At 68.6% G+C, this 19,463-nt stretch carries 17 protein-coding genes; 11 read left to right on the top strand and 6 right to left on the bottom strand.

Going from position 1 to position 19,463, the window contains the following annotated elements:
• Positions 1 to 29: 29 nt before the first annotated feature.
• The 3 genes from DB354_RS17250 to DB354_RS17240 form a co-directional block, all read right to left on the bottom strand.
• Positions 30 to 830 carry an arsenite methyltransferase gene (locus DB354_RS17250; protein ID WP_107836876.1) on the bottom strand — a complete coding sequence of 267 codons (801 nt, stop codon included), beginning with the start codon at positions 828 to 830 and terminating at the stop codon, positions 30 to 32.
• Between the two features lie 60 nt (positions 831 to 890).
• Positions 891 to 2,132: a DEAD/DEAH box helicase gene (locus tag DB354_RS17245; protein WP_233256676.1), complete on the bottom strand. Its 1,242-nt coding sequence runs from the start codon at positions 2,130 to 2,132 to the stop codon at positions 891 to 893.
• Between the two features lie 618 nt (positions 2,133 to 2,750).
• Positions 2,751 to 3,149 carry a DUF3568 family protein gene (locus tag DB354_RS17240; protein ID WP_107836874.1) on the bottom strand — a complete coding sequence of 133 codons (399 nt, stop codon included), beginning with the start codon at positions 3,147 to 3,149 and terminating at the stop codon, positions 2,751 to 2,753.
• 155 nt (positions 3,150 to 3,304) lie between these two features.
• Here DB354_RS17240 and DB354_RS17235 point away from each other — a divergent pair, with 155 nt between their 5' ends.
• Together DB354_RS17235 and DB354_RS17230 are read left to right on the top strand one after the other, a co-directional pair.
• Entirely contained in the window at positions 3,305 to 4,132 is an 828-nt protein-coding gene (locus tag DB354_RS17235) for a PhzF family phenazine biosynthesis protein (RefSeq protein WP_107837093.1), read from the top strand.
• A 116-nt stretch (positions 4,133 to 4,248) separates the two neighbouring features.
• Positions 4,249 to 4,617 (top strand): Hpt domain-containing protein, encoded by a 369-nt coding sequence (locus tag DB354_RS17230; protein WP_107836873.1) that lies wholly within the window; start codon positions 4,249 to 4,251, stop codon positions 4,615 to 4,617.
• A gap of 39 nt (positions 4,618 to 4,656) precedes the next feature.
• Here DB354_RS17230 and DB354_RS17225 read toward each other — a convergent pair whose 3' ends face one another.
• Positions 4,657 to 5,313, bottom strand: a complete 657-nt coding sequence (locus DB354_RS17225) for a response regulator transcription factor (protein ID WP_107836872.1) — start codon at positions 5,311 to 5,313, stop codon at positions 4,657 to 4,659.
• Positions 5,314 to 5,919: 606 nt separating this feature from the next.
• On the opposite strand from DB354_RS17225, the gene DB354_RS17220 reads away from it, so the two are divergent.
• The 6 genes from DB354_RS17220 (at position 5,920) to DB354_RS17195 (ending at position 13,765) form a co-directional block, all read left to right on the top strand.
• Positions 5,920 to 7,389: a PLP-dependent aminotransferase family protein gene (locus DB354_RS17220; protein WP_199226880.1), complete on the top strand. Its 1,470-nt coding sequence runs from the start codon at positions 5,920 to 5,922 to the stop codon at positions 7,387 to 7,389.
• A gap of 119 nt (positions 7,390 to 7,508) precedes the next feature.
• Positions 7,509 to 8,483, top strand: a complete 975-nt coding sequence (locus DB354_RS17215; protein WP_107836871.1) for an EamA family transporter — start codon at positions 7,509 to 7,511, stop codon at positions 8,481 to 8,483.
• Positions 8,484 to 8,572: 89 nt separating this feature from the next.
• A complete protein-coding gene (locus DB354_RS17210; protein WP_107836870.1) occupies positions 8,573 to 9,010 on the top strand; it encodes a hypothetical protein in 438 nt (145 codons plus the stop codon).
• 122 nt (positions 9,011 to 9,132) lie between these two features.
• Positions 9,133 to 10,941, top strand: coding sequence for a PLP-dependent transferase (locus DB354_RS17205; RefSeq protein ID WP_107836869.1), 1,809 nt, complete (start codon positions 9,133 to 9,135; stop codon positions 10,939 to 10,941).
• 562 nt (positions 10,942 to 11,503) lie between these two features.
• On the top strand, positions 11,504 to 12,973 hold the full coding sequence (locus DB354_RS17200) for a histidine kinase (RefSeq protein ID WP_146180303.1): 1,470 nt from the start codon (positions 11,504 to 11,506) through the stop codon (positions 12,971 to 12,973).
• Between the two features lie 30 nt (positions 12,974 to 13,003).
• Complete coding sequence (locus tag DB354_RS17195; protein ID WP_107836867.1) at positions 13,004 to 13,765, top strand: LytTR family DNA-binding domain-containing protein; 762 nt, start codon at positions 13,004 to 13,006, stop codon at positions 13,763 to 13,765.
• 137 nt (positions 13,766 to 13,902) lie between these two features.
• Here the strand turns inward: DB354_RS17195 and DB354_RS17190 are convergent, their stop codons facing one another.
• Together DB354_RS17190 and DB354_RS17185 are read right to left on the bottom strand one after the other, a co-directional pair.
• Positions 13,903 to 15,381, bottom strand: coding sequence for a metallophosphoesterase (locus DB354_RS17190; RefSeq protein WP_107836866.1), 1,479 nt, complete (start codon positions 15,379 to 15,381; stop codon positions 13,903 to 13,905).
• A gap of 108 nt (positions 15,382 to 15,489) precedes the next feature.
• On the bottom strand, positions 15,490 to 16,440 hold the full coding sequence (locus tag DB354_RS17185; RefSeq protein ID WP_107836865.1) for a LysR substrate-binding domain-containing protein: 951 nt from the start codon (positions 16,438 to 16,440) through the stop codon (positions 15,490 to 15,492).
• Between the two features lie 117 nt (positions 16,441 to 16,557).
• Between DB354_RS17185 and DB354_RS17180 the strand changes: the two genes are divergently transcribed.
• The 3 genes from DB354_RS17180 (at position 16,558) to DB354_RS17170 (ending at position 19,461) form a co-directional block, all read left to right on the top strand.
• On the top strand, positions 16,558 to 18,078 hold the full coding sequence (locus tag DB354_RS17180; protein ID WP_107836864.1) for a catalase: 1,521 nt from the start codon (positions 16,558 to 16,560) through the stop codon (positions 18,076 to 18,078).
• Positions 18,079 to 18,488: 410 nt separating this feature from the next.
• Positions 18,489 to 19,073 (top strand): RNA polymerase sigma factor, encoded by a 585-nt coding sequence (locus DB354_RS17175; RefSeq protein ID WP_107836863.1) that lies wholly within the window; start codon positions 18,489 to 18,491, stop codon positions 19,071 to 19,073.
• Between the two features lie 13 nt (positions 19,074 to 19,086).
• Positions 19,087 to 19,461, top strand: a complete 375-nt coding sequence (locus tag DB354_RS17170; protein WP_107836862.1) for a hypothetical protein — start codon at positions 19,087 to 19,089, stop codon at positions 19,459 to 19,461.
• Positions 19,462 to 19,463: the final 2 nt, after the last annotated feature.

Below are 19,463 nucleotides of genomic sequence, written 5' to 3'. Positions count from 1 at the left end.
GGTGGGCCGGGGGTGAAGCGGGCCGCGGCTCAGGGTTTGTACGCGGTGATCAAGGCGCTCACGACGTAGTCGCCCGCGCTCGCATCGTCGGTCCACTCGCGGATGTACGCGCGCGAGCTCTCGCGCAGCGCGATGTCGATCCGGCCAAAGCCGGCCGCGGTCAGCAGCGCCCGCAGTTCGTCGACGAGCGTCGCGCCGCCCACGCAGGCGCCGATGGCGCCGAGCTTCGTGCGGATCGCCTCCGGCAGCGGTTTGGTCGCCACCACGTCGGCGATCGCGAGCCGGCCGCCGGGCTTGAGCACGCGAAACGCCTCGGCGAACACGCGCGCCTTCTCGGGCGACAGGTTGATCACGCAGTTGGAGATGATGAGGTCGACCACGCCGTCCGCGACGGGCAGCGCCTCGATCTCGCCGAGCCGGAACTCGACGTTGGTGAGGCCGCTCTTCGCCGCGTTTGCGCGGGCCTTGCTGACCATGGCGGGCGTCATGTCCACGCCGATCACGCGGCCGGTGCCGACGAGTTGGCGCGCGGCCAGGAAACAGTCGAAGCCGGCGCCGCTCCCGAGGTCGACGACGACCTCGCCGGGACGGATGCTCGCGATCGCGAGCGGGTTGCCGCAGCCGAGGCCGAGGTCGGAGCCGGCAGGCGCGGCGGCGAGTTGCTCGGCGGTGTAGCCGAGTTTCTCGCCGTAATTCTCCGTCGCGCCGCCGCCGCAGCAGCCGCTTGGAGCGCAGCCGCAGGCGGCATCGCTCTGTTCCGCGATGGCGCCGTAGCGCTCGCGCACGAATTCGCGCACCTTTTCGGTGCTCAGGTCAGTCGAGGTCTTCATCAGCAAAGGCAGGTTCAACCTCTGCTGACGCGAAGCCCCGCGCGCGGACGCAGCTTTTTTTTAGCGCCGCATGCCGCGATGGAGGCGGCTGGTGGATTTCGGCGCGGCGCTCTCGGCGAGCGCCTTATCGTCGAACAGCGCGGAGTAGATGTAAGGGAAGCCCTCGAGCTTCTTGCGTTCCACCGACACGCCCATGTAGCGCTCGATCGAGCGGGCGTCGCGGACATCCTCCTCCGTGACGAGCGTGAACGCCTCGCCCGTGTTGTGGGCGCGGCCGGTGCGGCCGATGCGGTGCACGTAGTCCTCGGGATTCTCCGGCACGTCGTAGTTGATGACGTGCGAGACGCCGGCGATGTCGAGGCCGCGGGCCGCGATGTCGGTCGCGACGAGCACCTCGAACCGGCCGCTCTTGAAGCCATCGAGCGCCTCGACGCGTTCGCGCTGGCTGCGGTCGGAGTGCATGACGCCCACGGTGTGGCCCTTGGTCTCGAGCCGGGAGGCGATGCGATCCGCGCCCATGCGGGTGCGGCAGAAGATCAGCACGCTCTTGAACTCGGTACGGTCGAGCAGCAGTTGCAGCAGGTCGAACTTCTGCGAGGCGACCACCGGGTAGAACCCATGCGAGACCGTCTCGGCGGGCGAACGCACGCGGCCGATCTCGACCTTCACTGGGTCGCGCAGCGCCCAGCTGGCGAGCTGCTCGATCTCCGGCGGGAGCGTCGCGGTGAAGAAGAGGGTCTGGCGGCTCTTCGGGCAGCGCTGCACGATGCGTTTCACATCCGGCAGGAAGCCCATGTCGAGCATGCGGTCGACCTCGTCGAGCACCAGGATGTCGACGTGATCGAGCGAGCAGTTGCCCTGTTCCATGTGGTCCAGGAGCCGGCCCGGAGTGGCGGCGAGAATGTCGACGCCATTGCGCAGGTCCTCGACCTGCTTCCCGTAACCGACACCGCCGTACACGATGGTCACGCGGAGATCGGTGAACTTGGCGTACTTCTGGAACGCCTCCTCGACCTGCAGCGCGAGTTCGCGCGTGGGTTCGAGGATGAGGCAGCGCAGCGCGCCATGGCTGCCGAGGCGCTGGATGATCGGAAGCGCGAAGGCGGCGGTCTTGCCGGTGCCGGTCTGCGCGGAACCGATCACGTCACCGCCGCGGAGCACCACCGGGATCGCCTGCGCCTGAATCGGCGTGGGCTCCTGGTAGCCCATCTCCTGCACGGCAAACGCGAGCGCGTCGCTCAAGCCAAGCTTGGAGAAGGCCGTGTCCATCTTGGGCACGTCGACCGGGACGACCGGCTTCACCGGCTCGCGCCGCGGATGTTCAAAGTTGTCAGGCTGCCGTTCGGCGCGCGGTCCGCCGCCACTGCGGCCACCCCGCCCGCCCCGCGAGCCAAATCCACCCCCGCGACCGCCACGGGAGCCGTGCTCATCGCCCCGGCCACCACCACCGCCACCAAAACCCCGGCCGCTGCCACGGCCACCGCGCTCGCGGCGGCTGTAACCTTCGCCCTCCTGGCGACCTTCAGGAGCCCGGTCGGCCCGCTCCCGGCACACCGGGGCATCACCTGCCGGACGGCCTTGGCTGGAGCCAGAACCACGCTGTTGGCCACCACTATGAGACTTGGCGGCGGGCTTACCCGCCTTGGACGCGGCTGGCCGTACCTCCGGTGCCGGAGCGATCTTTTGGCGCAGCTTCGCAAACAATTTCTTCAGCATGAGAATCGAAAACGCGCTAGCCTCTGCGAATCCGCTCTCTTTGCAATCGCCAAAACCCCGCCCGTCCCGGGCCGAAACGCCCATCTGGCGGTTCGCGCCGCAACCGCCGCACCCCGAAGGCACATCAACTTAATGATGAAGCGATTATAGACCGCAGATCCGCCAGGGAACGCGGGCGCCGTGCGGCGGCGATTCGCGCGCGGGCTACAGGTTCGACTGCAGCCGCTCGAGGAACAGGCGCGAGAGGCTCTCGTTGCCGAAAACCCCGACGCGGATGCGCACCCGCGTCAGCGTGTCGGAGGTGCGGTTCAGGTGGACCTCGACCTTCTTGTCCTCCGCGGTACGGAGGGTGATCACCCGTGAGATCGCGTCAGCACTCTCGCTGATCTTCACAAAACGAAGCTGCTCGGCGGCCCGGTTCGCGGCTCGGTCCACGGTATCGAGATTGTGCCCCAGCGAGGCGTCGAGCTCCCCGCGGATGTAAGCGACCGTCCCGGCCCCGGCGGCGCCGGCCGCGACGGCTAGGCAGCCCGTGGTCACGGCGACAGGCGTCAAAAGCAAGAGGGCGGCAACAATCCGGGTGCGAATATGGGAGTTTTTCATGGGAGACAGTGGCGCTCAGACCCGCCTCGGGCGGATGGGTTTCCGTAAATACCCGGTCAGATTTCGCCGTGGTCTGGCGAAAAAGGTGCGGCGGTGTGACGGCGCGGCACCACGGATTCGATGGCGCGGCGCTGTGCGTTGGGTGGAATGGCGGCATGCAACTGCCGCTCTACTGGATCGACGCCTTTGCGTCCGCGCCCTTCACCGGCAACCCCGCCGCAGTCGTGCCCCTCACGCAATGGCTGCCCGATCGCACCCTGCAGCAGATCGCGTTTGAAAATGGTCTCGCCGAAACCGCGTTCATCGTCCCCGTCGCCACGGCGGCGCCAGCCCGGCAGCCGCGTTTTCACCTCCGCTGGTTCACCCCAGCCGTCGAAGTCGACTTGTGCGGCCATGCCACGCTCGCGACCGGCCACGTGATCCTGCGCGAACTTCGCCCGGAGGCGGAGTCGGTCGCGTTCGATTCCCGATCCGGCGTGCTCGAAGTCACGCGGCGCGGCGAACAGCTCGAGCTCAGCTTTCCCATCACCCCGGTGTCGCCTGAAACCGATGCCGGAGTCGCCGCCGCCGTCGCGCGCGCCCTCGGTGGCGCGCCCGCCTGGCTCGGCCGGTCCTGCTTCGACCGCTTTGCGGTGCTGCCGACTGCAGAGACAGTGCGGACGTTGCGGCCTGACTTTGCGGCCGTGGCCGCCGCTGGTGGCCGCGGTCTCATCGTCACCGCGCCGGGGGACGGCACGTGCGACTTTGTGTCGCGCTTCTTCGCGCCGCAGGCCGGCATTCCCGAGGATCCCGTCACCGGCTCGGCGCACTGTGCGCTCGCCCCGTACTGGGCCGAACGACTGGGGCGCAACCGCTTGCACGCGCGACAACTTTCCCCGCGCGGCGGCGAGCTCTGGTGCGAAGTCGCTCCTGAGCTGAATCGCGTCCGCATCGCCGGCGCGACCCGACTCTATTTGCGGGGCGAGATCAACCTGCCCGGCTGACCTACGCTCGCTTCGGAAATGCCCCTACGCCGCAGCAAGGCCCCACTGGAAAGTACCCATGCTTGGGCGGTTGTTTTCGATTGGCGCCTTCGAGTCCTGTTGATCCCGTAGGCACCATGCCCGGGCCGCTGAATCGCGAACTCACCAATCTTGTTTCCCTCCTGGGCGAACAGAATGTGCGTCAGCTCGTGCGGACCTTCCTCAAGGAGTACCCCGAGTTGCTCGCGCAACTGGCGACCAGCGATCGGCGCACCCAGCACCGGATGGTGCACAGCCTGAAGAGCAACGCCCACATCATCGGGGAGCAGGCCTTGTGGGAACGCATGGCCGCGTTCGAGGAACGGCTGCTCGGCCCCGGCGATGACATACTGCGGCCCGACGACATCGAGTGGATCGGTGATGCGTTCAACGCCGCGGCGGATCCGCTGCGCGAGTTCGCCGCCGGCGCCGTCGACACCGCAACGGCGGCGCGCCGCATCGCCTGAGTCCGCGGCCAGCCGCGAACCCCGTTTACCGTCGCCCGCTCAGGTATCGAGCAAACCCGCCTGAATGCACCAGCGGGTGAGGCTCGCGACTTCGCGCACGCCAATCTTTTCCATGATGTTCGCGCGGTGCTTCTCCACCGTGCGGACGCTGAGATTGAGCTTCGCGGCGATCTCCTTGGACATCTGGCCCGCCGCCACGAGGCGGGCAATTTCCTGCTCCCGCTCGGTGAGCGGCACCGGGATAGAAGGCCGAGCCGCTGGCAATGCGCCACCGGCACCGCCGCGCGCACGCACGCGGCTGGCAAAGAACATCCCGCCGTTGCGCACCGTGTCGACGGCGCTGAGCACATAGTCGATCGGCTCGGTCTTATCCACGTAACCGTTCACGCCGATCGCCATGAGGTCCGCCGGCAGGCGGTCGCTCGGGTGCGCGGTGATCACGAGAATTTTGATTTCGGGCAACGCGCGGCGCACTTCGCGCGCCACTTCGATGCCGTTCATGTCCGGCAACATGAGATCGACGACCAGCAGGTCGGGCTTCTCGCGGAGACAGAAATCGAGGCCGGCGCGGCCGACACCAAATTCTCCCACCACCTGGAGGTCCTTCACTTTGCCCAGCGTCAGCAAGATGAGCTGGCGAAACATCGTTTCGTCTTCGATCAGGACGGCGCGGATTTTGATGCGAGGATCTAGCACGGGGAAGTAAGCGTTATTGCTCGCGCAACACTACGGAGAGTGCCGCGGAATTTGGCTGGTTGCGTGCAAACCATCTGCCAATCCCCCTCGCGGAACTCAAGCCCGCATTGCGCATCCCGCGCAGGGATTTTGCCTCTCGCGCCTCCTCGTCGGCGGCGAGAGTCCGTGGCATTTGCGAGCTCCACCCGCCCGCGCTCGCGACCGCCCACGAACGCGCGAAACCCGTCCACCAGAGGAGACTTGCGGCGCCCGCGCCCGGAGCTGCCGGCCCCGATCGCGCCCGCCGCGGCCGGTATCCAGCGTATGGACTCGCCCTGCTCGCCTTCCCACTGTCCGGCCAACTTGCCCCGCCCGCGCCCCGTGGACGTTTCGCCCGCGCAGGTTCAGGACGTCCTGTCCTCCTACCTTTCATGCCCCCGAGAATAGGATGTCCTGAACCTCCGAAGGATAGGATGTCCTGAACGCACCAACGCACCCGGCCGGCCGCCATTCTGCATTCTTCATTCCGCATTTGCCTTCTTGTGCTGGTCACAACGCCGCGATTCGAAAACTGTACCGGTGGCAAACGCTTGGCGCTAATCCTCCCGCCGGGCCGCGCCTTCGCCTATGCTGAACCGTGTTCCCGCCGCCATGATCGAAACGCTCGTCGCTCCCGCCCCCGCTCCACTCTACGTGGAGCTCGCCCGCTCGATTGAACAACTCATCAGCCAGGGCACCCTGCGTCCCGGCCACCGCCTCCCGTCCGTCCGGCGGATGTCGCTGCAGCGCGACGTCAGCATCTCCACCGTGCTCCAGGCGTACACGCTTCTGGAGAACCGCGGCTGCATCGAGGCCCGCCCGCAGTCCGGCTACTACGTGCGTCCGCGGCTGCCGAGCGCGCCGGAGCCACGCATGGCGCGGCCGATGGCGAAGCCGAGCTATGTCGGTGTGAAGGACCTTACCGCCGAGCTCATCGCGCTTTCCGTCGACCCGAACTACGTCCCGCTCGGCTCGGCGTGCCCGGATTCGAGCCTGTTCCCCACCAAGAAGCTCGCGCGCATCCTCGCCGCGGTCGGCCGCAACGATCCCGCCATGCTCGGCCGCTACGCGATGAACTGGGCCTTCGATCCGCTCGCCCGCGAAATTGCCCGGCGCTACCTGCAGAGCGGCTGCCCCATCGGCCACGACGAACTCGTCGTCACCGTCGGCTGCGCCGAAGCCCTCAACCTTTCGCTCCGCGCCGTCACCAAGCCCGGCGACACCGTGGCGGTGGAGACGCCCGCGTACTTCGGGTTTCTCGAGACGATCCAGAGCCTCAACCTGCGCGTCCTCGAGATTCCCACCGATCCGCGCACCGGCCTCTGCCTCGACGCCACGCGCGCCGCGCTCGCGCAGAACGACGTGAAGGCGCTGCTCGTGATGCCGAGCTACCAGAACCCGCTGGGCTCCTGCATGCCCGACGCGAAGAAGGAGGAACTCTACCAACTGCTCGCCGAGTTCGACGTCCCGGCCATCGAGGATGACATCTACGGCGACCTCCACTTTGGCGACCGCCGGCCCAAGCCGCTGAAGGCGTGGGACACCGACGGGCGCGTGCTGCTCTGCAGCTCGTTCGGCAAGACGCTCGCGCCCTCGCTGCGCGTCGGCTGGTGCGCGCCGGGGCGATACCTGGAGCGCGTGCGGCGGCTCAAGTTCACCAACACGCTCGGCACGCCGATCGTGCTGCAGAAGACGGTGTCCGATTTCCTGCGCAACGGCGGCTATGACCACCACCTGCGCTCGATCCGGCGCGCGTATCACCACCAGGTGCACCTGTTCTCCCAGGCGATGCTGCGCCACTTCCCGGAGGGCACGCGGTTCAGCCGGCCCGAGGGTGGCTTCATCCTGTGGGTCGAGCTCCCACACGGCATCGACACGCTCGTCCTGCAACAGGAGGCGCTGAAGCACCGCATCAACACCGCGCCCGGCCCGCTCTTCTCCGTCAAGGACCGCTACCGGAGCTGCCTGCGCATGAGCTGCGGCATGCCGTGGACCGACACGATCGACCGCGCGCTGCAGACCATCGGCGAGCTGGCCAAGCGCCAGTTGCAGGGCTGATGCCCGCGCGGCGCCACCGGCCGAGCCGCGCTGTTCCCGCCCCGGCGTTCCACCGCTGTGCCCCGGCTTTGCGGCCGCGGCTTTGCCTTCGTTTTCGTTCCTAATCCCATTTCGTCGTCATGTCTTCCGCCGAATCCTCCTCCGCCGGGCCCGCCGTCCCGGCCGCCCTCGCGGCCGAACCGGTTGCGCCCGCGGCGCCTGCCCGCTCGGCGCTGATTCTCGCCTTCACCGCGATCTACCTGATCTGGGGGAGCACCTACCTCGCGATTCGCGTGGGCGTCGCCACCCTGCCGCCGTTTCTGATGGCGGGCGTCCGATTCCTCATCGCGGGCGCGCTCCTGTTCACCTACCTGAAACTGCGCGGCGCGGCCTGGCCCACGCGGACGCAATGGCGGGCGAACACGATCATCGGCACGTTCCTCCTGCTCGGCGGCAACGGGACGGTCGTGTGGGCCGAGCAGTTCGTGCCTTCCGGCATCACCGCCCTGCTGATCGGGATCGGCCCGCTCTTCATCGTGCTCACCGAGTGGGCCTGGCCCGGCGGCTCCCGGCCCTCCGCGATCACCATGGGAGCACTGCTGCTCGGCTTTGTGGGCGTGGCCTGGCTCGCGGCGCCCTGGGAATCGAGTGCGCACGGCGCGCTGCACCTCGGGGGCGTGCTCGCGATCCTCGTCGGCTGCCTGTGCTGGGGCATCGGCTCGATCTACTCGCGCCACGCCAAGCACGGCGCCACGCCGGCGATGGCCTCCGCGCTCCAGATGCTGGGCGGCAGCGCGATGCTCCTGCTGACCGCCGCGTGGCACGGCGACTTCGCGGCGTTCTCCTTCGCCCGCGTCGAGCCTCGCGCCTGGTTCGCACTGTTTTACCTCATCGGCGTGGGCTCGCTGATCGGGTTCTCCACCTTCGTGTGGCTGATGAAGCACGCTCCGCCGGCGCGCGTCGCCACGTACGCGTACGTGAACCCGATCGTCGCGGTGTTCCTCGGCTGGCTGCTGCTCGGCGAACCAATCACCTCCCGCACGCTGGTCGCCTCGGCCATCATCGTCGCCGCCGTCGCCATCATCACCGCGCAGAAAGCCCACGCGCGGAAGTGACCGGCCGGCCCGGTGTTCGCGCCCGCCGGCGGCGCGCGGCGGATGGCGGCCGCGTTGCCCCGGACCGCAAACCGGGTTTCCTTGGCCCCATGCGCCGCTTCCTCCTCGCCGCCGTTTTTATCCCCGCCGCGCTGCTCCCCGGCTGCCAGTCCACGCCCGCCCGCCTCCGGGAACACGCCGCGGAATTTGCCGCCCTGCCGGCGGCCACCCAGGCCGCCATCCGCCGGGGCGAGGTGGAGCCGGGGTACACGCCGGCCATGGTGACGATGGCGCTCGGCCGCGCGACCGAGACCACCGTCGACGCCGCCGGCCACCCGGTGTGGTTCTACGACCGTCCGCCGCTCGTCGGCCCCAATGAGCGCGTCTTCGGCGGGTTCCGGCAGCGGGTCGTTTACAACCCGGTGAAGCGCGGCAACGAGATCATCACCGAGCCGGTCGACGAGAAGGCGTTCCCACACCTCGTGCCCTACCGCTTGCGCCTCACGTTCGCCGACGACCACCTCACGTCCATCGAGCGCGTGCGCTGAGCGCCGGGCGCCACCGCGTGGGCCAGGGTGTCGCGCGCGCCGACTCCTTCGGTTGGCGTAATCCGGCCTGCGGCCGCACGGGCGGGTTTGCCGTCCGCGCGCCGGTTGGCCAGGCTCCGGCCATGCGCAACCCCACCCCACTGTCGCCTGCCGCCCCTGCGTCGCCCGCCCCCGTCGGCCAACTGCTGTCGCCGCGCCGGCGCACCACCACCGCCACCTCGCCGGCCGAGCTCGCGGCCGAGCAGCTTGCCCACTTCCACCTCGATCCGGCGTCGCCCGTCGGCGCCCCGCTGCAGCGGCTGGCGGAAAAGCTCTACACCGCGCACGGCGACCTCGACGAGCTGTGGCAGGCCACCACCCGCACCCTCGCCACCCTGCCGCGCGGGGACCGGCTCGCGCTGTTCAACGCCAAGAAATTTGTCGCCTTCCAGTTGGCGAAGCTCCTCGACCTGCTGCAGAACCCGACCCGCGCCGTCCACCAGTCCCTTGGCCACTCCACCGCCACCACGCTCGCCAAGGGACCGTATCCGACTTTCGACAACGTCGCGGCGCTCTTCTCCGCCAACCCGGTCATCACCCGCACCGCCACCTACATCTTCGCCTGCACCGAGTGGATCGACGACGCATTTCACGGTCGCGAGTTCCTCCATGAAATCTACTCCCGGCTGCTGAATCCGACCTCGATCTCGCTCGCCAATCACATCGTCGACGTCGAGGCCGGCCCGCTCGCGCCCGAGTACCTGGCGTGGAACTTCAACAGCGGCATGGCCGCGATCGACACGATCCTGTCCCACCTCGTCGGCTACGAGGACATCATCCTCACCTCGCGCAACGTGTACGGCGGCACGTATCAACTGCTCCATGACTGGTACGCCAAGGCCTCCAACCTCAACGTCGCCGTCGAGTTCTTTGACGGCGCCACCGCGGCCGACTTCGGCGCCGCGCTCGCCGCCGCCCAGGCGCGCCACGCCGGCCGGCTCGCCGCCGGGCGGGCGATCTATGTCTTCCTCGAAAGCCCGTGCAACCCGCACGGCCGCTTCCTCGATGTTCCCGCCATCTGCCGGCACGCCCACGCCGCCGGACTGACGGTCATGCTCGACGCGACGGTCGGCACGCCCTTCCTCGTGCGCCCGCTCCAGCGCGCCGACGTCGTTGAGCGCCCCGACTTCGTCATCCACAGCTACACCAAGGACCTCACGGGCAGCGGCAACACCACCGCCGGCGTGGTCATCGGCCGCAACGCCGACATGTTCCTGCCCAAGGGCGAGCCCGGCTGGGAGCACACGCTCTTCTGGAATGTATACTACATCAAGGGTGCCTTCCTCGACGCCGACAAAGCCTACGAGGTGCTCACCGGCATGAAGACGCTCGAGCTGCGCATGCTGAAGAAGTGCATCAACACCCTCGTCCTTTCCCGCTGGCTCGCCGCCCACCCCAAGATCCGCGTCAACGGTCCCGCCAACCCGTGCGACCCCAGCGCGCCGGTCTGCGCGCAACTCAGCTACCTCGGGCTGCCCGCCCCGCTCTTCACGATCGACTTCGAATCCGCCGGCCTCGACCGGCTCACGTTCGAGCGGTTCTTCGACTCCCTCTCGCCGATGTTCGGCCACCAGGTGACGCTCGGCCAGGGCAACACCGTGGTGCTCTGCCCCGCGCTCACGTCCCACAGCGAACTCTCGCCCGAGGCGCTCCACGCCGCCGGCATCGCGCCCACCACGATTCGCATCGCCGTCGGCGACGAGGACCCGCGCGAGCTCATCCGCGACTTCCTCGCCGTTGCCCGGCTCGCCCTCGACCTGCACGCGCCCGGTTTCTCGGCCGCGTTTCCGGCCGCCGCTGCCATCGACCAACTCGTCGACGAAACCTACATCGACATCCACCGCCGCCACGCCGCCGCCCAGCACCGGTTTGGCGAGGGATTGAGGGATTGAGGCCGCGCCACCCTTTTCCTAGCCGGCGCCACCGTTCTCGTTCTCGTTCTCGTTCTCGTTCTCTTTCTGTCTCGTCACGGAGCTCACCGAGGCCGGAGGAGGACACCGAGGAGAACCTGAGGTTTCGCTCCGTGCCCTCATCCGATCTCGGTGACCTCCGTGCTCCGCCTGGAGGGATTGAAGCCCGTGCCACTTAGCGGCTCACCTTCACTCTCACTTTCACTTTCACTCCGAAGGCGTTCTCGTCACAGCGCTCATCGAGGCCGGAGGAGGACACGGAGGCAAACCGGCCAGCTCCGCTCCGTGTCCCTCCTCCGCTCTTGGTGGCCTCTGTGTCCTGCCCGTTTTCCCGGCGGGATTGGGGGCCGGCCCGCCCACTCTTTCTCTTACTCTTCCTCTTTCTCTTACTCCCTTCCGGCCTCGTTCACGGCACCCTCCGGCAAACCGGCGGCGCCAGTTTCCGTTTGGTCCCCGGCATCCGCCCGGCCGCGGCGCGTTCCGGCCGGTTCGTCCCACCCCTGTTGTCCCGGGGACGGCTTCCGGGCCTGATTCGAGTTCGCCATTGAACTCACTTCGCGCCCGACCCAAATCACCCCGTGTGGAGTCGCCCACGCCCAGACGCCCGCTCAAGCTGGCGGTCCCGTTCGTTCTCCAGGCCCTGGTCTGGATCGCGCTCACCGTGGCGTCCGCCGCCCAGGTCACGTTCGGCGGGTTTGAGGAGTGGCCGGAAGCGTTGCGGTTCGCTGCGGCCAACTGGCTGCCCTGGGCGCTCCTCACCCCGATCGTCGTCTGGTATTCGCACCGCTTCCCGATCGAGCGCGGCCACCTGCGCCGGAGCATCCCGGCCCACGCGCTTGGCGCCATCGCCTGCGTCTCCCTCATCCTCTGGATGTCATCCACGTTCACCTTCATGCAGCGCCCGCCGCGCCGCTTCGGTGACCAGCGGTTCTGGCCCCGCGAGCGCGGGCTCGTGATCTCCGGCCGCGCCCCGGCGCCCGCTGTGCCCGGCAATCCGGCCCCCGCCGGCAACGCGACGATCACGTCTGCGAACAAGGCGACCGACGTCGCCCGCCCAGACACGTCCGAGAATCGCGCCGACGCCGCCCGCCCCGCCGGTCCACTCGTGGGCGATGACACCCCCTCCGCGCCCCCGTTTCGCCCGGAGGGCGACGCCGGTCCCGGGGGCCCACCGCCCGAGGGCCTGCGCCTCTTCGGGCCCGGCATGCCGCCCGAGCGCTTTGGCCAGCGCCTCACGTTCTGGCGCCTCGTCATCGGCCCCGGTGGCCGCCGCGCCAACGTCGACGCCGCGATCTACCTCATCATCGTCGCCGCCGCGCACGCCCTCGCCTTCTACCGCCGCGCCCAGGAACGCGACCGCCATGCCGCCGCCCTCGCCGCGGGGCTCAATCGGGCGAAGCTCGACGCCCTCCGGCTCCAGCTCCAACCGCACTTCCTCTTCAACACGCTCAACGCGATCTCCACCCTGGTGCATCGCGACGCCGACGCCGCCGACAACCTCATCGGCGACCTGAGCGACCTCCTCCGGCTTTCGCTGCAGACCACCGACCACCAGGTGCCGCTCGCGCGCGAACTCGAGCTGCTCGGTCGCTACCTCGCCATCGAACAAACGCGCCTCGGCGACCGCCTGCGCCTCGTCCGCGAGATCGCGCCCGATACCGCCGCCGCACTCGTGCCGACCTTCGTCCTGCAGCCGCTCGTCGAGAACGCCATCCGCCACGGGATCGAGCCGCGCCTCGCGCCCGGTACCATCACGGTCCAAGCCCGCCGCGTGGGTGAACGCCTGCACCTCTCGGTCCGGGATGATGGCGTCGGCCTCGGCCAGACCGGCTCCGCCTCGCGCCGCGGTATCGGCATCAGCAATACCGAGGCCCGCCTGCAGGCCCTGCACGGCGACGCCGCCCAACTCGTCATCTCGACGCCCGCCGGCGGCGGCGTGGAGGTGGAGATCACGCTGCCCTTCAGCACCACGCCCCCCGCCCCGACGGCCGACGTCCCGCCCGCCCAGACCTGACGCCCCCGTCGCCCGTCCCTCACCCGCCGCATGAACCTCACCGCCATCCTCGTTGACGACGAACCCCTGGCCCGCGAACGGGTCCGCACCCTGCTGGCGGCCGAGCCTGACATCACGCTGCTCGCGGAATGCGCCAACGGCCCCGAGGCCGTCGCGGCCTGCCGGCGCCAGGCGCCCGACCTGCTGTTTCTCGACGTGCAGATGCCGGAGATGGACGGGTTTGCGGTCCTGCGCGCGCTGGGTACGCCGCTCCCGCTCGTGATTTTCACCACCGCCTTCGACGAGCACGCGGTGCGTGCCTTCGAGGCTCAGGCGCTCGATTACCTGCTGAAGCCCTTCAAGCCCGCGCGCTTCAAGGCGGCCGTCGCCCGCGCGCGCGAACAGCTCTCCCACCGGCAGCCGGAGGCGATCACGCGCCAGTTGCTGAGCCTGCTCGAGACGCGGAGCGAGGCGCCCGCGACCCACGTGACGCGCCTGGCCGTGCGCGACCGCGACCGCGTACGTTTCGTGAAGACCTCGGAGATCGACTGGCTGGAGGCCTCCGGCAACTACATCGTGATCCACGCTGGTCGCGAAAACCACGTGCTGCGGGAGACGCTCACCGCGCTCGAGTCGCAGCTTTCGCCCAAAGAGTTCCTGCGGCTGAGCCGCTCCGCGATGGTGAATCTCGACCGCATCCGCCAGGTCGAGCCCGCCTTCAACAACGAGCACGTCGTCGTCCTCACCGATGGCACCCGCCTCCCGCTCACCCGCGGCCTGCGCGAACTGCAGGACCGCTTGCGGTTCAGCTAACGCGGGGAGAGTCGACGGCCTCTTTCTCTTACTCTTCCTCTTTCTCTTACTCTCCCCACGCAGACGCCCGCGCCGTTGGCGCCGGCGCCCGAGAGTAAGAGAAAGAGGAAGAGTACGAGAAAGACTGGACGACGTCCTCAGTCCAGCTTCCCGGCGGCCACCAGCTCCTCGGCACGTCGTGCGAGGCTGGTGTGGGCGGAATTCAATCCCGCAATGTAGTCGGAGAGGGCGAGGGTGAGGTCGGTCTTGCCCGCCTTGGCCTTGAACTTGCGGGCGAGCAGCGGATGCGTCGCGGGGCTGTCCGCCGCGCGTTCGCGATCCACGGCGCGCAGGAAGCGGGTGTTCCATTCGAGCTTGCTGAAGGCGACGCGGTACTTTTTCGCCGGCTCCAGGTTGGTCGTCCACGCGCCCCCCTTGCCGCGCTTGGCCTTGAACCCCGCCCAATTGGTCTGCTCCTGGTCGCGTTGCTGCAGCGAGGTCAGATACGCGGTGATCTCCGCGCCGGTCAGCTCGGCCGCCATGAGTTCGCCCCCCATCCCGACCGAGCAGAACACCGCGTTCACGTCGAGCGGGCCGGGATAGATCGGGCTGCGCACCCCGCGTTCGGCGCCGCAAAAGCCGAGGTCGGCCTTGGCCGCCCGCCGCACCGCCTCGGCGCCGAGCGCCGCGACCTTCGCGGCGGCCAGATGATCCGCATTGTGCTCCACCAGCATGCGCGCGGCCTCGGGGCAGACCTTCTGCTCCCGCGCCCGCACCCAGGCGAGCATGGCGGCGTCAACCGGAGAGGTTGCATGCGGCAGCGGCACGATCTCGTCCCGCGCCGCGACGATCTTCCGCTGCTCGAGGTCGACCGTGAGGTCGAGCCGGCCGACGTGCTGGCCATAGCGGCCGGCCTGCACGATGCGCGCGCCGGTGCCCGGCACGATCACCGGATGCTCGAGCAGTTCGTGCGTGTGGGCGCTCACGAAAACGTCGACCTCGGGCGCCTGCCGCGACCACTTGGTGCAGACCTTCGAGCCCTCATGACAGAGCGCGATCAGCAATTGCACCTTGGGCCGCAGTTCGAGCGCGTGCCGATGTATGGCGGCGCCGATCTCCGCTTCGTTCAGCGAATCGCGTTTCCACGGCGTCATCGCGCCGATGATCCCGATCTTGAGCTGGCCCACGGTCAGGATGCGCGTCGGCGCAAACGCGGCGGTGCCGTCGGGATTGAAAAGGCTGCAGTTCAGAAAGGCCTGGCCCAGCGCCTCCTGGTACTTGCGGGCGCGGTCGAAGCCGACGTCGCAGTCGTGGTTCCCGATCGTCACCGCGTCGTAGCCGATGCGCCGCATGGCCTCGTACATGATGACGCTGTCCGTGCGGGCTGAGACCATATCGCCCTTTTCGGATACGTCGCCGGCATCGAGAAGGATCACGTCGGAACGTTCCGCGCGGAGCTGCTTCACATAGGCGGAGATCCAAGGCAGCCCGCCCTGCTGGTCCTGGCCGGACCGCACGTGGTCGTGCAGATCGTTCGTGTGCAGCACGACGACCGTGGCCGTGGCAGCGACTGCCCGGGCGATCAGCGCGCAGATGCAAACGAAGACCGCGCCGAAGCGGGAGAAACGGGAAAGCATGGCGACCACGCTGCGAAACGGCCTCCGGGTGGCACGCGTAATTTTTATGCTGGTACACCCTGAACGCGGTCGCCGGGCCGAATCAGGGGCCGCCGCCCCGGCCCGACGTCACCGGGCCCGCGCCGGGCGCTCCCGCCGCCCCGCCGTCCGCGGCTCGATCGCCCGCGTCGACCGCCCGGCCGGAGTCTCCTCCAGCCGCTCCCGGAAAAACGCCACCAGCGCCCGCGCCGCGTGCGTCAGCGGCCGGCCTTCGCGGTGGATCACCCCGATCGGCCGCGTCAGCCCCGCCACCGGCCGGTACACGATGCCCCGCGCCCGGCCGGCGCAGGCCATGCGGGGGACGATCGAGATGCCCCAGCCCGCCGCCACGAAACACAGGATCGTCTCGATCTGCGCGGTACGGAAGCTTACCTGCGGCGAGAAGCCGCTCAGCCGGCAGAATTGCAGCGCCTGCCCCGCGAGACAGTGGCCCTCCTTCAGCAGGATAAACGTCTCCTTCTCCAGGTCGTCCACCTGCAGTTCCCGCCGCGTCGCCAGCGCGTGCCGTCGCGGCAGCGCCACCAGCAGGTCCTCGGTGAAGAGCTCCTCGGCGACGAGGCCCGCGCGCTCGATCGGCAGGCTGACCACGGCGACGTCGATCTCCTTCGCCAGGACCGCCGCCGCCAGCTGCGCCGTCGTGTCCTCGTGCACCTCGATCTCGATGCCCGGATGCCGGCGCGAAAACTCGCGCAACCGCGGCGGCAGGAAATACGGCGCCACCGTCGGCAGCGCGCCCAGCGCCACCCGCCCCCGGACCAGCCCCCTCACCTCCCGCACCTTGTCGCGCGCCAGCTCCACCTCCTCCAGCACCCGCTCGGCATGCTCGCGCAGCAGCTCGCCGGCCGCGGTCAGCCGCACCTCCCGCTTGGTGCGCTCAAAGAGCCGCTCCCCGAGTTCGTCCTCCAGCTTCATGATCTGCTGGCTGAGCGATGGCTGCGCCACGTGGCACTGGTCCGCCGCGCGGCAGAAATTGTGCGTGCGGGTGACGGCGAGGAAGTAGCGCAGTTGGTGGAGCTCCATAGACGGTCCCTATTACTGAGAGTGGAAAGTAATATTTCACGCCTATCGCTCAAGCTGTTAGTCTCGCCCCGCTCCGGCCGACTGGCCCGGGCCTGTTCCCACTCCCCACTCCCTTTCATGCACCTCACCACCACCTCTGGCGCCCCCGTCGCCGACAACCAGAATTCCCTCACCGCCGGCCCGCGCGGTCCGGTGCTGCTGCAGGACTTCCACCTCCTCGAGAAGCTCGCCAACTTCAACCGCGAGCGCATCCCCGAGCGCGTCGTGCACGCCAAGGGCTCCGGCGCCTACGGCACCCTCACGATCACGCAGGACATTTCCCGCTACTCGCGCGCCAGGCTCTTCAGCCAGGTCGGCAAGCAGGCCGAGGTGTTCCTCCGGTTCTCCACCGTCGCCGGCGAGCGCGGCGCGGCCGATGCCGAGCGCGACGTGCGCGGCTTCGCCCTCAAGATCTACACCGAGGAGGGCAACTGGGACATCGTGGGCAACAACACGCCCGTCTTCTTCGTCCGCGACCCGCTCAAGTTTCCCGACTTCATCCACACCCAGAAGCGCGACCCGCAGACCAACCTGCGCAGCGCCACCGCCGCCTGGGACTTCTGGTCGCTCTCCCCGGAAACGCTCCACCAGGTGACAATCCTCATGAGCGACCGCGGCCTGCCACGGAACTTCCGCGAGATGCACGGCTTCGGCTCGCACACCTACTCGTTCATCAACGCCATCGGCGAACGCTACTGGGTAAAGTTCCACTTCAAGTCGCTCCAGGGCGTCACGTATTACACCGACCAGGAGGCCGCCGACCTCGTCGGCCGCGACCGCGAGTCCGCCCAGGCCGACCTGTTCCACGCGATCGCCAAGGGCAACTTCCCGCGCTGGCGCTTCTGCGTGCAGCTCATGCCGGAGAAGGACGCCGAGACCTATCACGTGAACCCGTTCGATCTCACGAAGGTCTGGCCGCACGCCGACTACCCGCTGATCGAGGTCGGCATCCTCGAGCTGAACCGCAACCCGCAGAACTATTTTGCCGAGGTCGAGCAGGCCGCCTTCACGCCGGCGAACGTCGTCCCGGGCATCGGCCACTCGCCCGACAAGATGCTCCAGGCGCGCATCTTCTCCTACGGCGACGCCCACCGCTACCGGATCGGCGTCAATTTCGGCGCGCTGCCCGTCAACGCCCCGCGCTGCCCGGTGTTCCACTACCAGCGGGATGGCGCCATGCGCTTCGACGGCAACGGCGGCGGCTCCGTGAACTACGAGCCGAATTCCTTCAACGGTCCGAAGGAGTGTCCCGCCGCGGCCGAGCCGCCGCTGAAGCTCACGGGCGAAGCGGACCGCCACAATCACCGCCTCGGCAACGACGACTTCACGCAGGCTGGAAACCTGTTCCGGCTGATGACGCCCGACCAGCAGCAGCGCCTCTTCGGCAACATCGGCCGCTCCATGGCCGGCGTGCCGCAGGAGATCCAGCTCCGCGCCGTGTGTAACTTCTTCCGCGCCGACCCGGCGTACGGCCTCGGCGTCGCGAAGGCGCTCGAGCTCGACATCTCCGAGTTCGTGAAGGCCGCCGCTGCCCACGCCGGCGGGCGCCCCTCAAGCGCCCAGCCTCCCGCGACCGGCCCGGCCGCGCCGCACGCCTGATCCCTTCCACCGGCGCTCCCGCCGCCAAACCGAGATAACACGCCAAATCTGGCGCGTTATCTGAGATAATACGCCAGATTTGGCGTGTTATCTCAAGTCGCTCCCACCCGCGACTCCACCTGCCGCGCGCCTCGAGCCCGGGTCTCCCACACTTCCCACAACCCACAACAAGGGCGGGGCCTCCCACAGGTCCCGCCCTTTTTTGTGTCACGCCATACGTGACAGCGCCAGACCTCGACGCGCGCCTGGAATGTCGCGTTAGTTATTAATGCGTCGCAATTAACAACGCACACAACAGCCAGAGCTCCTCTGGCATTTGTCACGTATTGCGTGACACCTGGATGCGCCGGTCCTCAGGAAAAAAGACCGACCTTACAATATTGTGCCGGGTCTTTCGTCTGCTGGGGCAAATGGATGCCGCCCGGCAGCTTCCGACCTACATGAGCACCGACAAGAAAACCACCGTCACGGCGGCCGTCGCCGGCGTGGGGCGGCAGCTCATGCGTTTCGTCCGGGCGCGCGTCGCGACCCAGGCGGATGCGGACGACATCCTGCAGGACGTCTGGCAGCAGCTCATCACGACCCTCGACTCCGGCCCCATCGAACAGGTGGGCGCGTGGCTCTACACCGTCGCCCGCAACCGCATCATCGACCGCCGCCGGAAACCCAGCCCGACCTCGCTCGACGCCCTGGCGGAGGACGAGGACGACGGGCTGGACATGGCGGAGTGGTTGTTGCGCGATGACAAGACGCCCCGCACCGAGCACCTGCGCCGCCGCTTCTGGGAGGAGTTGCACGCCGCGCTGGCCGAACTGCCGGACGAGCAGCGCCAGGTCTTCGTCTGGCACGAGCTCGAGGCGCTGTCGTTCGAGGACATCGCAGCGCTCACCGGCGAGAACGTGAACACGCTCCTTTCGCGCAAGCGCTACGCCGTCCTGCACCTGCGCACCCGCCTCGAATCCCTGCGCCGCGAGTTTCTCACGCCGCCGCGCTGAACCCTTTTTCACCATGAATCCGCACCCTTGCCGCCGCTATCGCTTCCTCATCCCGATCGCCGTGCTCGGCTTCCTCGCGCTGTTCACCTTCGCCGTCTACGCGCTGTGGAACGGCGTTCTGGCCGACGTCCTGCCCGTGAAGACCATCACGTACTGGCAGGCGCTTGGCCTGCTCGTCCTCGCCAAGATTCTCTTCGGCGGGTTCCCGTGTCGCGGCGGCAAGTTCGGCGGCCCGCCGTGGCGGGAGCACATGCTCGCCCGCCGCTGGAGCTGCCTTTCGCCCGAGCAGCGCGAGGAAATGCGCCATCGGTTCGGCGACTGGCCGCGCCCACCGTGGGCGGACGCCGAAAACACCCCGACCAACGAGCCCAAGTCTCCGACGCCGTGAGC

The sequence above is a fragment of the Opitutus sp. ER46 genome, from assembly GCF_003054705.1.
Classification (GTDB): Bacteria; Verrucomicrobiota; Verrucomicrobiia; order Opitutales; family Opitutaceae; genus ER46.
Note: the sequence above shows the minus strand (reverse complement) of the source record. Positions and strands in the feature narration are given on the sequence as shown.

Coding starts and splice junctions, on each gene's coding strand:
- DB354_RS17205 (WP_107836869.1), top strand. CDS start 9,133: ATGCGCAACCCCACCCCACTGTCGCCTGCCGCCCCTGCGTCGCCCGCC.
- DB354_RS17220 (WP_199226880.1), top strand. CDS start 5,920: ATGCTGAACCGTGTTCCCGCCGCCATGATCGAAACGCTCGTCGCTCCC.
- DB354_RS17215 (WP_107836871.1), top strand. CDS start 7,509: ATGTCTTCCGCCGAATCCTCCTCCGCCGGGCCCGCCGTCCCGGCCGCC.
- DB354_RS17185 (WP_107836865.1), bottom strand. CDS start 16,440: ATGGAGCTCCACCAACTGCGCTACTTCCTCGCCGTCACCCGCACGCAC.
- DB354_RS17195 (WP_107836867.1), top strand. CDS start 13,004: ATGAACCTCACCGCCATCCTCGTTGACGACGAACCCCTGGCCCGCGAA.
- DB354_RS17240 (WP_107836874.1), bottom strand. CDS start 3,149: ATGAAAAACTCCCATATTCGCACCCGGATTGTTGCCGCCCTCTTGCTT.
- DB354_RS17175 (WP_107836863.1), top strand. CDS start 18,489: ATGGATGCCGCCCGGCAGCTTCCGACCTACATGAGCACCGACAAGAAA.
- DB354_RS17180 (WP_107836864.1), top strand. CDS start 16,558: ATGCACCTCACCACCACCTCTGGCGCCCCCGTCGCCGACAACCAGAAT.
- DB354_RS17230 (WP_107836873.1), top strand. CDS start 4,249: ATGCCCGGGCCGCTGAATCGCGAACTCACCAATCTTGTTTCCCTCCTG.
- DB354_RS17210 (WP_107836870.1), top strand. CDS start 8,573: ATGCGCCGCTTCCTCCTCGCCGCCGTTTTTATCCCCGCCGCGCTGCTC.
- DB354_RS17235 (WP_107837093.1), top strand. CDS start 3,305: ATGCAACTGCCGCTCTACTGGATCGACGCCTTTGCGTCCGCGCCCTTC.
- DB354_RS17190 (WP_107836866.1), bottom strand. CDS start 15,381: ATGCTTTCCCGTTTCTCCCGCTTCGGCGCGGTCTTCGTTTGCATCTGC.
- DB354_RS17250 (WP_107836876.1), bottom strand. CDS start 830: ATGAAGACCTCGACTGACCTGAGCACCGAAAAGGTGCGCGAATTCGTG.
- DB354_RS17170 (WP_107836862.1), top strand. CDS start 19,087: ATGAATCCGCACCCTTGCCGCCGCTATCGCTTCCTCATCCCGATCGCC.